Origin of the sequence: Streptomyces flavotricini, from assembly GCF_020639365.1 — a bacterium.
In the GTDB taxonomy this organism is placed as follows: Bacteria; Actinomycetota; Actinomycetes; order Streptomycetales; family Streptomycetaceae; genus Streptomyces; species Streptomyces flavotricini.
In genome coordinates, this window is sequence record NZ_JAINUL010000001.1 from 6123614 (window position 1) to 6136829 (window position 13216).

The 13216-nt window shown below is 74.4% G+C and carries 11 protein-coding genes and 1 pseudogene; 3 read left to right on the forward strand and 9 right to left on the reverse strand.

Annotated features, from left to right (window positions below):
• The 3 genes and pseudogenes from K7B10_RS27930 to K7B10_RS27940 all read right to left on the reverse strand — a co-directional run.
• Nucleotides 1-230: pseudogene (locus K7B10_RS27930) on the reverse strand (hypothetical protein); the annotation flags it as partial.
• 113 nt (nt 231-343) lie between these two features.
• The gene (locus tag K7B10_RS27935; RefSeq protein ID WP_229340184.1) at nt 344-2047 is read right to left on the reverse strand and encodes a multicopper oxidase family protein; all 1704 of its coding nucleotides are present in this window, start codon (nt 2045-2047) and stop codon (nt 344-346) included.
• 101 nt (nt 2048-2148) lie between these two features.
• Nucleotides 2149-2649: a hypothetical protein gene (locus K7B10_RS27940; protein WP_229340186.1), complete on the reverse strand. Its 501-nt coding sequence runs from the start codon at nt 2647-2649 to the stop codon at nt 2149-2151.
• A 71-nt stretch (nt 2650-2720) separates the two neighbouring features.
• Here K7B10_RS27940 and K7B10_RS27945 point away from each other — a divergent pair, with 71 nt between their 5' ends.
• Both K7B10_RS27945 and K7B10_RS27950 read left to right on the forward strand, forming a co-directional pair.
• Nucleotides 2721-3431, forward strand: a complete 711-nt coding sequence (locus K7B10_RS27945; protein ID WP_229340188.1) for a DUF998 domain-containing protein — start codon at nt 2721-2723, stop codon at nt 3429-3431.
• The gene (locus K7B10_RS27950; RefSeq protein ID WP_229340189.1) at nt 3428-4360 is read left to right on the forward strand and encodes an alpha/beta fold hydrolase; all 933 of its coding nucleotides are present in this window, start codon (nt 3428-3430) and stop codon (nt 4358-4360) included. The genes K7B10_RS27945 and K7B10_RS27950 overlap by 4 nt, the downstream gene beginning before the upstream one ends.
• Here K7B10_RS27950 and K7B10_RS27955 read toward each other — a convergent pair.
• The 4 genes from K7B10_RS27955 to K7B10_RS27970 all read right to left on the reverse strand — a co-directional run bounded on the left by K7B10_RS27955 (nt 4345) and on the right by K7B10_RS27970 (nt 6742).
• The gene (locus tag K7B10_RS27955) at nt 4345-4764 is read right to left on the reverse strand and encodes a CBS domain-containing protein (protein WP_229340192.1); all 420 of its coding nucleotides are present in this window, start codon (nt 4762-4764) and stop codon (nt 4345-4347) included. The two genes, K7B10_RS27950 and K7B10_RS27955, sit on opposite strands and share 16 nt — an antisense overlap.
• 128 nt (nt 4765-4892) lie before the next feature.
• Nucleotides 4893-5594, reverse strand: a complete 702-nt coding sequence (locus K7B10_RS27960) for a DUF305 domain-containing protein (RefSeq protein ID WP_229340193.1) — start codon at nt 5592-5594, stop codon at nt 4893-4895.
• Nucleotides 5591-6277, reverse strand: a complete 687-nt coding sequence (locus tag K7B10_RS27965) for a thioredoxin-like domain-containing protein (protein ID WP_229340195.1) — start codon at nt 6275-6277, stop codon at nt 5591-5593. The genes K7B10_RS27960 and K7B10_RS27965 overlap by 4 nt, the downstream gene beginning before the upstream one ends.
• A 72-nt stretch (nt 6278-6349) precedes the next feature.
• The gene (locus K7B10_RS27970; RefSeq protein ID WP_229340197.1) at nt 6350-6742 is read right to left on the reverse strand and encodes a hypothetical protein; all 393 of its coding nucleotides are present in this window, start codon (nt 6740-6742) and stop codon (nt 6350-6352) included.
• Nucleotides 6743-6915: 173 nt separating this feature from the next.
• On the opposite strand from K7B10_RS27970, the gene glnA2 reads away from it, so the two are divergent.
• Nucleotides 6916-8277, forward strand: a complete 1362-nt coding sequence (gene glnA2, locus K7B10_RS27975; RefSeq protein WP_030156261.1) for a gamma-glutamylpolyamine synthetase GlnA2 — start codon at nt 6916-6918, stop codon at nt 8275-8277.
• A 102-nt stretch (nt 8278-8379) separates the two neighbouring features.
• On the opposite strand, the gene K7B10_RS27980 is transcribed toward glnA2, so the two are convergent.
• Both K7B10_RS27980 and K7B10_RS27985 read right to left on the reverse strand, forming a co-directional pair.
• Entirely contained in the window at nt 8380-10479 is a 2100-nt protein-coding gene (locus K7B10_RS27980) for a PIG-L family deacetylase (protein WP_229340199.1), read from the reverse strand.
• Nucleotides 10480-10658: 179 nt separating this feature from the next.
• The gene (locus tag K7B10_RS27985; RefSeq protein ID WP_229340201.1) at nt 10659-12743 is read right to left on the reverse strand and encodes a PIG-L family deacetylase; all 2085 of its coding nucleotides are present in this window, start codon (nt 12741-12743) and stop codon (nt 10659-10661) included.
• Between the last annotated feature and the right edge of the window lie 473 nt (nt 12744-13216).

The following is a 13216-nucleotide window of genomic DNA, read 5'->3' on the forward strand; positions in this document are numbered from 1 at the left end:
GCCGCGGCGGGCTGCGCCTCGGGTGCGGGTGCGGGTGCGGGTGCGGGTGCCGGCTCGGGCTCGGGTGCCGGCTCGGCCTCGGGTGCCGACTCGGGCCGGGCTTCCGGCTCCGGGGTCTTGTCCAGCGAGAGGGGCTTCGCCGGCTCGGCGGCCGGCTCCGGTATGGGCGTGCCCGCGGGCTCCGTCGGCGGACCGGACGGGCTGTCGGGCTGGTTCGGGGGCGTGCTCATACCTGGCGGGAGTCCTCACGGTGCTGGTGTACGCGGTGATCACCAAGCCTGCCATGCGCCCCCGACAGCCCCAAAGGGGTTTGGCCCGGGGGGCCAAACCCCTCGTGCGGGAGCTACCGCCGGTAGCCGAGGACCGTCATCATCCCCGCCTCCGCGTGGTAGACGTTGTGGCAATGCACCATCCACAGCCCGGGGTTGTCGGCGTCGAAGTCCACCGTCAGCTTCCCCTTCGGCAGGATCAGCGCGGTGTCCTTGCGCGCCCCGCCCGCACCGCCGCCCAGGGCGAAGGTGTGCCCGTGCAGGTGCAGCGGGTGCCACATCGTTGTGGAGTTGTTGAACTGCAGCCGGACCCGCTCGCCCGCCTTCACCGGGTGCCGCTGGTCCGGGGTGTACGGCTTGCCGTCGAAGGCCCAGTCGTACTTGGCCATCCCGCCGGTGAGTTCGATCCCGATCGTGCGGTCCGGCGTACGGGCCGCCAGGGCGGCGGGCTCGGCCGCCCGCAGCGCGTCCGCCGTCAGCGGCCTGCCGGCCAGCTCGGCGGGCCGGGTCGCGGCCGTGGGCGCGGTGCCCGGCCCGGTGCGCAGCAGGGCGAGCGCCGACGCCGACCCGCCCTTGCCCTCGGCGAGCGCGGTCAGCGGGAACACCCCGTCCTGCGCGGTGACCAGCGCGTCGTACCGCTCGCCCATGCCGAGCAGCAGCGAGCCGGTCTTCGCGTGCTCCACCGGGTAGCCGTCGGTGTGGGTGACCGTCAGTTCGTGGCCGCCGAGGGCGATCCGGAAGGCGGTGTCCCCGCCCGCGTTGACGATCCGCAGCCGGATCCGGTCGCCCGGCCTCGCGGCGAAGACCGAGGGGTCCTGCGCCGTCCGGCCGTTGACCAGGTAGTACGGGTACGCCACGTCGCCCGGGTCCTTGCCGAGGACGTCGCTCTCCCCGCCCATGAGCAGCCGCGAGGGCGCGCCGCCGGCCGCCGGGGTCTGCGGGGTGGCGCCGCCGCCGTGGCCCGCGTGGCCGCCGCCCGTGTTCATGTCCATGCCCTTGCGGAGCTCGGCGAGGACCGCGTCCGGGGTGGTGCCGTCCACTCCGTCGACCCAGTCGTCCAGGACCACCACCCACTCCTTGTCGTAGGAGAGGGGTTCCTTCGGGTCCTCGACGACGAGCGGCGCGTACAGGCCGCGGTCCTGCTGCGCCCCCGAGTGGGGGTGGAACCAGTACGTCCCCGGGTGCGGGACGGCGAAGCGGTACGTGAAGGACCCGCCCGGCGCGATCTCGCGCTGGGTCAGGCCCGGGACCCCGTCCATGTCGTTGCGCAGGGCGAGGCCGTGCCAGTGCAGGGAGGTGGCCTGCGGGAGGTTGTTGGCCAGGGTCAGGGCGAGGGTGCCGCCCGCGGTGACCCGGACCTCCTGCCCGGGCAGCCGGTCCCCGTACGCCCAGGAGCGGACGGTGAGCCCGCCGCCGAGGTCGAGCGGGGTGGCGGTGGCGGTCAGCTTGACCTCGGAGAGCGGTCCGGTGGCCTTGCGGGCGGCCTCGGCGGCCTGCACCTCGGGCCCGGCGGGGTCCACGTAGCCGCCCGGCGAGGCGGCGGGGGAGGGGCCGCCGTGGTTCATGGACCCGTGGTCCATGCCGGAGCCGGCGGCCGCGCCGGAGCCGGCGTCGGAGCAGGCGGCGAGCAGCCCCGAACCGGCGAGGGCGGCGGTGGCGCCGAGGACGGCGCGGCGGGTGGGACGGCCGGGACGGTCGGACCGGTCCGGTCGGTCGGACTGGTCGGCCCGGTCGGCCCGGTCGGGAAGGGGGCGCGGTCGGTTGGGAAGAGAGCGCATGGAAGCACCTCGTGGCGTGTGTCGTACGAGCGGATGGGCACCGTCTGCTGCCGCCGTCGGGCCCGCTGCGCGGGCGTGCGGGGGCGGCAGCGGGCCCGTCGCTATACGCGCAGTACCGCCAGCCGGGTGAGGCGTTCGCGGGGTGAGGGCGGGTCGGGTCCGCCGGACCGGCCCGGCGTGCGGGCCGCGCCCCCGAGCGGCGCGGCGTCGCGGAGCCCGGCCGGTCCGGCGCCCAGGATCAGCAGCGTGAGCCCGCCGAGCACGGCCAGGCACACCGACATGGGGTCCATGCCGGAGCCGGGGAGCGGTGCCCCGGCGGCGGGGGCCCGGTCGCCCGAGGCCTCCCGTCGCGGCGTCCCGCCCGTGCCGTGGTCCGCGGTGTGGTCCGGGTCCTGGTCTGCGGCGATGTGGCCCGAGGTGTGGCCGGCCGCACGTACGGCCGAGGCAACGGCGGCGACCGGAGTCGCGTCCTCCATGGCGTGGGACCGACTCGGATGACCCAGGGTGTGCATGGTGACGATGCCCAGGAGCAGCACAGCGAGCAGCAGCAGCCGGGGCCACCGGGTGGCTCGCTGTGCGGTGCGCTGGGCAGGGCGCGTCATGGGCGGAACCCTACCCCGGGTGGGTATCTGACCGTAGGACCGGGTCCGCCGTGTTGAGGATGATGCGCAATATGTCCACCAATCCCGAAAAAGGACTGTTCGTGAAGAGCCCGTGGCCGGTCGCCCTCCTCATCGGCCTGGGCGCCGCCGCGTACACCGCCTGGGTGCTCGAGGTCGTCCTGTCGACCGGCCTGAACCCCATCGAGACGTACGTCAGCGAGCTCGCCGCCCAGGACCAGCCGCTCGGCGGGCTGTTCCGGGCCACGGACTTCACCGCCGGCCTGCTCGCCTTCGCGGGCGGCCTGCTGGGGCTCGCGTGGCCGCTGCGGGGCGGCGGGTCCCGGCGGCCCTGGTCGGTCGTCGGCTGGGCCGGCGTCACCCTCTTCGGCGCGGCCACCGCCGCCGACGCCTGGCTCCCGCTCAGCTGCACGCCCACCGTGGACCCCGTGTGCGCCGCCCGGGAGACCGCCGGCCTGGTCCCGGCCACCCATCAGGCCCACGCCGTCAGCAGCAGCCTCGCCATGACCGGCGCCCTCGTCGGGATAGTCGCCCTCACCTTCGCCGCCCGCCGCTACGGCCGGCTCGCCCCGCTCGCCCGCTACGGACCCGCCCTGGTGGTGACGGAACTGCTGGCCACCGTCTGGACCCTGTCCGCCATCGCGCTGTTCACCGCCGGGCGCGGGACCTGGGCGCTCGGCGCCGGGCAGCGGACGCAGGTGCTGCTCGTGGCGCTCTGGCTGGGCCTGCTCGCGTACTCCGTCCACAAGGAGCGGCGCACGTGACGGCGGGGCGCCGGGGCGAGCGCTTCGTACGCGTGGACGGGGTCCCCCTGCACGTCGTCGTCGAGGGGACCGGGCCCACCGTGGTGCTGAGCGCCGGGCTGGCGATGGCCTGGTTCGACTGGGACCCCGTCGCCGCGCTGCTCGTCGGGCAGGGCCGTACCGTGGTCCGCTTCGACCGTCCCGGGCACGGGCTGAGCGCCCCCGCCACCGCCCCGCCGACCGCCGCCGGGGAGGCGCGCCGGATCGCCGGGCTGCTGGACGCGCTCGGCCTGTCCGGCCCCGTCACCGTCGCCGGACACTCGATCGCCGGGTTCCACGCCGAGGCCTTCGCCCGCCTGTACCCCGAGCGGACCGCCGCCCTGGTCCTGGTCGACACCAGCATCGAGGAGGACCCCCGGACGGCGCTGCCCGCCGGGCTGCGCACCGGAGCCGCGCGCGTGCTCGGCCGGGCCCTGACCGCCGCGGGGCTGCCCGCCGCGCTCGCCGCGGGGCTGCCCGCCGCGCTGGGGCCGCTCGCGCGGCGCGCCGCCGTACGGGCCTCCCGCACCGGCGGCTCCGACCCGGCCGCGCGGGACCTCGTACGCCGCGTCTACCGCACCGGCCGGGTCTGGCGCGGCGCCCTGCTGGAGAACGCCCGCTACCCCGACGTCGCCGCCGAGGTGCTCGCGCTGCGCACCGGGCGCCCGCCGGCCGTGCCCGCCACCGTCCTCGCGGGGTACGACGGCTCGGCGGGGCGGGTGGCGCAGCGGTGGCTCGCGCGCCAGGCGGAGCTGGCCCTCCGGCTCGGAGCCCGCTTCGAGGTCGCCGAACCGGCGGGGCACCTGGTCATGCTGGACCGCCCGGGCCGGGTGGCGCGGGCGGTCCTGGATGCGGGGGTGCCGGACGCGGGGGTGCCTGATGCGGGGGTGGCCGGTCAGCGCCTCGCGTAGACCTTCTCGACGAAGCCCGCCAGCTGCTCCTCGGAGAGGTGCTGGGCCAGGTCGGCCTCGCTGATCATGCCGACCAGCTTCTTGTTCCTGATCACCGGCAGCCGCTTGATCTGGTGGCTCTCCATCTCCTCCAGCACGTCGCTGACGTCCGCGCCCGCGTCGATCCAGCGCGGGGTTCCCCGGGCCATGTCACCGCAGGTGACCTTCGCCGGGTCGTGTCCCTTGGCCACGCAGTTCACGACGATGTCGCGGTCGGTGAGGATGCCGCACAGCCGCTCGTCGGCGTCGCTGATGGGCAGGGCGCCCACATTGAGCCGGGCCATCAGCTGGGCGGCCCGGTCGAGGGTCTCGGTGGCGGGGATCCACTGGGCCCCGGGGTGCATGATGTCTGCGGCGGTCGTCATCGCTGAACCTCCCTGAGCGCCGTTCACGGCCGCTCGCGGACGCGCTCGGCCGCGGCGTTCCCCACGCGGCGGAACACACGCCCGTACGGGTGAGAGGACGCCTCCCCCCACCGTACGAGCGTGTCCCGTCACCCGCGCGGCGCGGCCCCGCGCTGTTTCAGCATGTCCGCCATCAGGGTGAGCTCCGACTGCTGCGCCTCGACCATGCCCTGGGCCAGCGCCCGCTCGGCGGGCGTCTTGCACTGCGCCGCGCAGCCCTGGGCCATCGCGACGCCGCCCTTGTGGTGGTCGGTCATCAGCTGGAGGTAGAGCACCTCCGCGTCCCGGCCCTCGGCGGCGCCGAGCTGCGCGAGCTCCTCCTTGGTGGCCATGCCCGGCATGAGCGCGCCGGGCTTGGTGGTGGCGCCGCCCATGTCGTGCCCGGCCATGGCGCCCGTGTCGTGCCCGGCGTGCCCGCCGTGCTCGTCCGCGGCCCCCATCCAGGACATCGGCGGCTCGTCGGCCACCACCTTGGGCAGTCCCCACAGGTCCAGCCAGCCCAGCAGCATGCCCCGCTGGTTGGCCTGGGTGTTGGCGATGTCGTACGCGAGCCCGCGCACCGGCTCGTCCTTGGTGCGGTCCCGCACGATGAAGGACATCTCCACCGCCTGCTGGTGGTGCACCGCCATGTCCCGGGCGAAGCCCGCGTCCGGGGAGTAGAGGCCGGGCGCGCGGGACGACGTACGGGAGCCGTCGCCGTCGCCGCCGCTCGCGGAGGCGACCGTGGCCGCCACCGCGAACAGCAGCGCGAGCAGGACGGCCGTCCCGGCCGCCCAGTACGTACGGGTCACTTCTCGGCCAGCCCGTTGGTGCAGGCCGCGCCCGGCTCGGGGGTCTGCGGGCCCTGCACGTACTTGGTGAAGAACTGCGCGACGCGCGGGTCGTCCGCCTTGTCCACCGTCAGCTGCTTGCCCCAGGCGCTCAGCATGATCGTGCCGGCCTGCTCCTTGTCCGGGCTCATCAGCGTGTACGGGGTCTTGGCCACCTTCCCGGCGAGCGCGTCGACGTCGCCCTTGGCGGCCTTCTCGTTGTACGTCACCCAGACCGCGCCGTGCTCCAGCGAGTGCACGGCGTTGACCTCGGGGATCGCGTTCTTGTAGACGTCGCCGTTGCAGTTCATCCAGCGCGGGTTGTGGTCGCCGCCGACCGGCGGGTTCATCGGGTACTTCACCGGGGTCTCGACGTGGTTGCGGCCGAGCGTCTTCGCGTCCCAGCTCTGCTCGCCGGTCACCGGGGTCTTGCGGGCCTCCGCCGCGGCGGCCTCGGCCTTGCGGACAGCCGCGGCCGCGGCGTCCTTCTTCTCCTTCTTGTCGATCATCACCCAGGCGCCGAATCCGACGAGCGCGGCGACGACGGCCGCGGAGGCGGTGATCGCGACGGCCTTGTTGCGCCGTTCGCGGGACTGCTCGGCGCGGCGCATCTCGGCTATGCGCGCCTGGCGGGAGTTGCTGTCGGGAGAGGTCCTGCTGGCCATGTGCCCTGAATCCTTCTGCTGAGGGGGGTGGAGGGATGGATCCGGTGGAGCGCGGTACGGCGCCCGGACCCGTCAGGTCCGCAGCACTTGGAGGGCGTGGAGGTCGGGGGCGCGCGCGAGCGTCCCGTGCGGCCGTGCCGGTCCGCCGCCGACGGCGCGCACGACGGGATCCGGGGCCGAGCCCGGCACGGTCACGGCGGGCGGCGGTGCGGGCAGCACGCCCGGGGCCACGTGCGAGAAGGGGGAGCAGCCGGGCGGCTCGTCGGGAGCCACGCAGACGGCGCGCGCGGCGGTCGCCGGGGTCTTGGCGGTGTCCGCGGCCCCCGCCGTCCCGGCGTGCGGCTCGCCCGGCCGTACACACAGGAACAGCGCTCCGAACAGCACCGAAAGGGCCACCGCGATGACGGCACGCCGACGTACGTGGCGCCCGATGCGCCCGCGTCGTATGTGCTCCCGGCCCCCCATGGGCGCAGATGGTAATGCTCATGACGGCCCCGAGGTCAGTGCGGGGGTGCCGCGACCTGTCAAGGATGCGTAATGTGGCGGAAACCGCGGCTGGCGATACTGGGCCCGCCCGACTGTGCCCCCGCCACTCGGGGGAGTGGTGCACAGGCCGTCTGAACTGCGAGGATGAAGGCATGGACAAGCAGCAGGAATTCGTCCTCCGGACGCTCGAGGAGCGCGACATCCGGTTCGTGCGCCTGTGGTTCACCGACGTACTGGGCTTCCTGAAGTCCGTCGCGGTCGCCCCCGCCGAGCTGGAGCAGGCCTTCGACGAGGGCATCGGCTTCGACGGCTCGGCCATCGAGGGCTTCGCCCGGGTCTACGAGTCCGACATGATCGCCAAGCCGGACCCCAGCACGTTCCAGATACTGCCGTGGCGCGCCGAGGCCCCCGGGACCGCCCGGATGTTCTGCGACATCCTGATGCCGGACGGCTCCCCCTCCTTCGCGGACCCCCGCTTCGTCCTCAAGCGGATCCTGAACAAGACCTCCGACCTGGGCTTCACCTTCTACACCCACCCGGAGATCGAGTTCTTCCTGCTGAAGGACAAGCCGCTGGACGGGACCCGCCCGGTGCCGGCGGACAACTCCGGCTATTTCGACCACACTCCGCAGAACGTCGGCATGGACTTCCGCCGCCAGGCGATCACCATGCTCGAATCCATGGGCATCTCGGTCGAGTTCAGCCACCACGAGGGCGCCCCGGGCCAGCAGGAGATCGACCTCCGCTACGCCGACGCCCTCTCCACGGCCGACAACATCATGACCTTCCGCCTGGTGATGAAGCAGGTGGCGCTGGAACAGGGTGTCCAGGCCACGTTCATGCCCAAGCCCTTCTCCGAGTACCCGGGCTCGGGCATGCACACCCACCTCTCCCTCTTCGAGGGCGACCGCAACGCCTTCTACGAGTCGGGCGCCGAGTACCAGCTCTCGAAGGTCGGCCGCTCGTTCATCGCGGGCCTGCTGCGCCACGCCGCGGAGACGGCGGCGGTCACGAACCAGTGGGTGAACTCCTACAAGCGCATCTGGGGCGGTTCCTCCCGCACGGCCGGCTCGGGCGGCGAGGCCCCCTCGTACATCTGCTGGGGCCACAACAACCGCTCGGCCCTGATCCGCGTCCCGATGTACAAGCCGGGCAAGACGGGCTCCTCCCGCGTGGAGGTCCGCTCGATCGACTCGGGCGCCAACCCGTACCTGACGTACGCCGTCCTCCTCGCGGCCGGCCTCAAGGGCATCGAGGAGGGCTACGAACTCCCGGCGGGCGCCGACGACGACGTCTGGGCCCTCTCCGACGCGGAACGCCGCGCGATGGGCATCGAACCGCTCCCGCAGAACCTCGGCGAGGCCATCTCCCTGATGGAACGCAGCGAACTGGTGGCCGAAACCCTGGGCGAGCACGTCTTCGACTTCTTCCTGCGCAACAAGAAGCAGGAGTGGGAGGAATACCGGAGCGAGGTCACCGCCTTCGAACTCCGCAAGAACCTCCCGGTGCTGTAACCGCAGGTCAGAGAGCCATAGGCGCACGCACAACACTCCGGGCCGGTGGTCACAGACCACCGGCCCGGAGTCGTCTCACGGCCCGGGGCCGTGGGGGCGGGGTTATTTCGGGGGGACCGCTTTGTGCCAGGGGGTTCGGGGGGGTTGGGGGCGGGTGGGGGGTGGGGTCGTCGTGACGTGGAGTTCGGCGTCCAGGCCCAGGACCGCCGTCGTCGTGGCGCCCGCCGGTTCGAGGACGCCGGCCGGGGCGCCCGCGTAGAGCATCTGCGACTCCGTCCACGCCGGCGGGCCGCCGAGGCCCGTCGTGCCGGCCGTGCCCGTGTCCGCGCGGCCCGACAGGAGGCGGCCCGCGACGCCGACCGCGCCGTAGCCCGCCCGGCCGCCGGCCTCCGAGACGCTGGAGACCTGCGGCTTGCCGGTGCCCGCGGTGACCAGGGCCGTACGGACGACCCCCGAGTCGGGGCGCCGGAAGTAGAGCCGGACGCCCGCGCCCTCCGGAGCCGCCGAGAGCGGGACCGTGGTGGCGGGCAGGCCCGTCGGGAACGGCCCCTGGAGCGGGGCGCCCGGGGCGGGCTGGGTCCAGGCCAGGACGGATTTGCCGGTGGTGGCGTACACCTGGCGCCGCCCGGCGGAGTCGACCGCCGTCACCGGGTCGCTCTGCAGGTCCTCGCCGCCCAGCTGCTGCCAGGCGCCGAAGACGCCGTCCGGCTGCTGCTCGCGGGCGCGCAGCGTGCGGCGGGAGTCGCGGACGTAGACGGTCAGCCGGCCGTCCGGGGTCACGGCCGCCGCGGGCGCGCTGATCGCGGAGGTGCCCTCTTCGTCGACGCCCTCGGGGGTGCCGAGCGACTGCCACGGCCCGAACGGGCCGTCGGGGGCGGCCTGGACGGCGTACACGATCTCGCGCCGGTAGTCCGACGCCCCCGGGCCGAGGACCGTACGGGTGGCGAGGACCGCGACGCGGCCGTCGGGGAGGCGGGCGCTGCTCGCGCCCGGGTCGATGCCGGTGCCGGGGAGCAGCTGCGGACCGGTCCAGGCGGCTGCGGCCGGGCCGTCGCCCGGCCGGGTCCAGACCGCCATCTGCCCGTCCAGGGCCGCGAAGGCGTAGAGCCGGCCGCCGGTGCCCGCCGCCAGCCAGGAGGTGGTGTCGGCGCGGGCGTAGCGCAGCGACTGGGCCCAGTTGCGGCCGGTCGGGCTGCTCGCGACCTTGCGGTCGCCGCAACCGGAGGGACTGCCGCAGTAGTTCTCGTGGTCGAGCCAGGCGTACGTCTTGAGGAAGCCGATCTTCGTCTCGGCCGTCTGCGGGTCCAGCGCGTGCGGGAGGGTGCCGTTGTGGTAGCCGAGGTAGTTCTGCACCGAGAACCGCGGGCGGTCCGTGACCTGGGCGGCGTACGCGGCGGTGGCGGCCTGCACGAAGCGGGCGCCGTACATGTGGTCCTGGTGGTCGGTGTACTTGCCGGTGTCGTGGTAGCGGCCCGGCGTCGGGTCCTGCATGCGTATCGTCGTCGGCTTGTACAGCGCGAGCAGCCCGGCTATCGACCGGACCACCTGGTCCTTGGTGTACGTGGACTGCTGCCGGACCGGCGTTCCGGAGGCCAACTGGGCCCCGAGCGCGGGTATCTTGCCGTTCCACAGTCCCCGCAGGCTGTCCGGGTTCTCGGCGGTGGGGTTGCGGGCCTCGCGCATCTGCAGCCAGACCAGGTTGACCTGCGGCCGGGCTATGAGCACGTCGAGCTCGGCCTGGCCGCCGCCCGCGGTGGGTATGACCGTGCGCTTCCAGGCGCTGGTGCGGTCCCCGGTGACCATCTGCGCGTACGCGCAGCGGATGCCGTTCTGCCGCGCCTCGGCGTAGTGGGCGCGGTCGGCGGGCTGCTCCGGGTCCTTGGCGCCGGCCCCGTTGGCCTCGTTGCGGCCGTCGGCCTCGCCGGAGGTCAGGTAGACGGTGGTGAGCTGCAGGCCGGCGGTCAGCGAGCGGCTGAGGTCCGGGTTCATGAAGAACAGGTCGTCGTCGGGGTGGGCGACGACCTGGACGACCGATCCGGAGGTGGTGCTCGCGGTCAGCGCGAAGTCCGGGCCCTGCTTCTGGGTGGCGGTGGCCTCTGCCGACGTCTGCTGGCCGGTCGCGACGGCGAGCACGCCGGTGGCACCGACGGTGAGTACGGGAAGGAGGGCAGCGAGGAGGAAGCGGCGACGGGCAATCGGCATCGGTCACGCCTTGGGTCGTTCCGGGCGGGAAGAACGGCAGTTCAGTCTTTGAGAGGCCAAATCGGGTGACTTGGTTCACCGATGTGCTCGATGACTCATGCTTTCCGGAAACGACCGGACGTGATTGTGCACGGTGCGTTTTCGACGCGGGAACGTGCCCGGGATGTGGACGGACGCGGTCAGCGGGCCGCTGCCGGCGGAGCCGCGTTGCGCGGGCCCACCGGCAGCCAGGGCGCCAGGTGCGCGTCCGCGTCGTCCGCCGACGAGGTCACGTACAGCCGCGCGTCGAGGCCCACCACCGCCAGGCTGACCGTGTTCCTGCCGGTCACCGCGGACGACGGCGCCCCGACGAACATCAGCGGCGACCGCTCCCACGGCCGCCCCTCGCCGAGGCCCGCGCCCAGCAGCCCTCCCGCCGAGCGGCCGGCCAGCACGTGCCCGCTCGCCGTCACCGAGCCGAAGCCCTGGAGTCCGCCGAGATCGGTCAGGTGGTTCACCTTCAGCCCGCCCTCGCCCGTCACCAGGGCGGTACGGACATTGCCCGAGCCCGGCTTGCGGAACCACAGCCGCACCCCGCCCTCGCGCCCCTCCGCGGTGAGCGGGAGCGTCGTGTCCGGCAGCCCGGTGGGCGTGGCCGGCCCGAGCGGGGCGCCCGGCTTCGGCTGCGTCCAGCCCACCACCGACTTGGTGGTCGCCGCGAACACCATGCGCCGTCCGGCGCCGTCGGTGGCGGTGACCGGGGTGCCGTGCAGGTCGGCGCCGCCGTACGAGGCCCACGGGCCCCAGCCGCCGCCCGCGAGCTGCACCCGCCCGCGCAGCGAGCCCGCGCCGTCGCGCACGTACGCCGCCAACTGCCCGCTGCCGTCGACCGCGACGGCGGGGCCGCTGATGTCGGAGGTCCAGTTCTCGTCGGCGGTCTCGGGCGTGCCGAGCGACTGCCAGTCCCCGAACTCCTCGGTGCCGGGGCCCTTCTGGACGGCGTACACGACCTCCCGCCGGTAGTCCGAGGGCCGCGCGCCGAAGGAGGTGCGGGTGCCGAAGGCTCCGATCCGCCCGTCCGGCAGGGTGACGGTGGCCACGCCCGGGTCCATGCCGGTGCCGGGCAGCAGGCGCGGACCGCTCCACGCGCCTATGGGGCCGGAGCGGTGCCAGAGCGCGACCTGGCCGTCGAGCACCTTGAAGGCCCACAGGCCGTGCTCCTTGTCGGAGGTCAGCCAGGAGGTGCCGGTGCCGCGGGCGTAGTTGACGGTCGAGGTCCAGCCGTTGCCGGCGGGGTGGTCGGCGATCTTGAGGTCGCCGCAGCCGGCGTTGCTGCCGCAGTGGTTCTGCTTGTCGAGCCAGGCGTAGGTGCCGAGTATGTCCAGCTTCTCCCTGGCCTCGTCAGGGCCCAGGGCGCTGGGCAGGGAGCCGTTGAAGTAGCCGACGTAGTTCTGCACCGCGAAGTGCGGGCGGTCCTTCGCGTCGACGTCCTTCGCGTACGCGGCGAGGGCGGCCTGCACGAAGCGGGCGCCGTAGAAGTGGTCCTGGTGGTCCGTGTACTTCTTGGTGTCCGGGAAGCGGCCGGGGGTGGGGTCCTGGGCGCGGACGGTGGTCGGCCTGTACTGCTCCAGGACACCGACGAGGGTGCGGACGACCTGGTCCTTGGAGTACGAGAACCGCTGCTTGACGGGGGTGCCGGAGGAGAGCTGGGCGCCGAGCGCGGCCGTCTTTCCGTCCCACAGGCCGTGCAGGCTGTCGGGGGCGCTGTCGTAGACGGTGCCGGCCTCGCGCAGCTGCAGCCAGACGAGGTTGACCTCGGGCTTGGCGACGAGGACGTCGACCTCGGCGTGGCCGCCGCCCAGGGTGGGGACGACGGTCCGCTTCCAGGCGCTGCCGCGGTCGCCGGTGGCCATCTGGGCGTAGGCGGCGCGGATGCCGTTCTGGCGGGCTTCGGCGTAGGCGGGCTTGTTGGGCGGGGTGGAGGCCTGCTTGCCCTCGGTGGCGTTGATGCCGTCCGCCTCGCCGGCGGTGAGGTAGACGGTGGTGACGGGGTGGCCGGCGGCTATGGAGTACCGCAGGTCGGGGTTCATGAAGTACAGGTCGTCGTCGGGGTGCGCGACGATCTGCAGCACCCGGCCGGGGTCGGGAGCGTCGACGGCCGCCGCCGGTGCGGGACCGGACCGGTCGCCGCCGATGCCGTCGAGGGCCTCGAAGGCCTCGGAGCCGCGCAGTACGAACATGCAGCACGCGGCGGTGGCGGCGCAGCCGGCCACCGCCTTGACCACCCGCCCCCGGCGCCGGGCGGCCGCCGGGGCTTCGGCCCGGCCGGAACGGCGGGGGCTTCGGCCCGGCCGGAACGGCGGGAGGCCCGCCCGGCGCCGCCGGGCCGCCGGGCGGTGACCGCGTCCGCCGCGTCCTGCGCGGCCGCCGGACCCTCGGCCCGTGCGCGGCGTGCGGCGCGGCGGCCGCCGGTGGCCGGGGTCCCCGGACCCCCGCCCGGTACGCCGGACCAGGGCTGCGCCCCGTTGAGCCCCGCTGTGCCGTGGGGCGGCGCGTACGGCGACGGCGCGCCCGGCGTTGCCCCGGCCGGTCCGGCCGGTCCGGCCGATGGATGCTGCGAAGGGTCCCAGCCGGGGCCACCCGTCGGGGCGGACGGGCCCCGGCCGCCGGCCCAGGGCTGCTGCGCCGGACCTCCGCCCGGCACCCCCTGCCACGGCCACGCCGCGTCCGCGTCCGGGCCGCCCTGCCGGGGTTCCGG

Bases quoted from the DNA above. Each gene is read 5' to 3' on its own strand.
- K7B10_RS27955 (WP_229340192.1), bottom strand. From the start codon at position 4,764: ATGACGACCGCCGCAGACATCATGCACCCCGGGGCCCAGTGGATCCCC.
- glnA2 (WP_030156261.1), top strand. From the start codon at position 6,916: ATGGACAAGCAGCAGGAATTCGTCCTCCGGACGCTCGAGGAGCGCGAC.
- K7B10_RS27940 (WP_229340186.1), bottom strand. From the start codon at position 2,649: ATGACGCGCCCTGCCCAGCGCACCGCACAGCGAGCCACCCGGTGGCCC.
- K7B10_RS27965 (WP_229340195.1), bottom strand. From the start codon at position 6,277: ATGGCCAGCAGGACCTCTCCCGACAGCAACTCCCGCCAGGCGCGCATA.
- K7B10_RS27970 (WP_229340197.1), bottom strand. From the start codon at position 6,742: ATGGGGGGCCGGGAGCACATACGACGCGGGCGCATCGGGCGCCACGTA.
- K7B10_RS27945 (WP_229340188.1), top strand. From the start codon at position 2,721: ATGTCCACCAATCCCGAAAAAGGACTGTTCGTGAAGAGCCCGTGGCCG.
- K7B10_RS27980 (WP_229340199.1), bottom strand. From the start codon at position 10,479: ATGCCGATTGCCCGTCGCCGCTTCCTCCTCGCTGCCCTCCTTCCCGTA.
- K7B10_RS27935 (WP_229340184.1), bottom strand. From the start codon at position 2,047: ATGCGCTCTCTTCCCAACCGACCGCGCCCCCTTCCCGACCGGGCCGAC.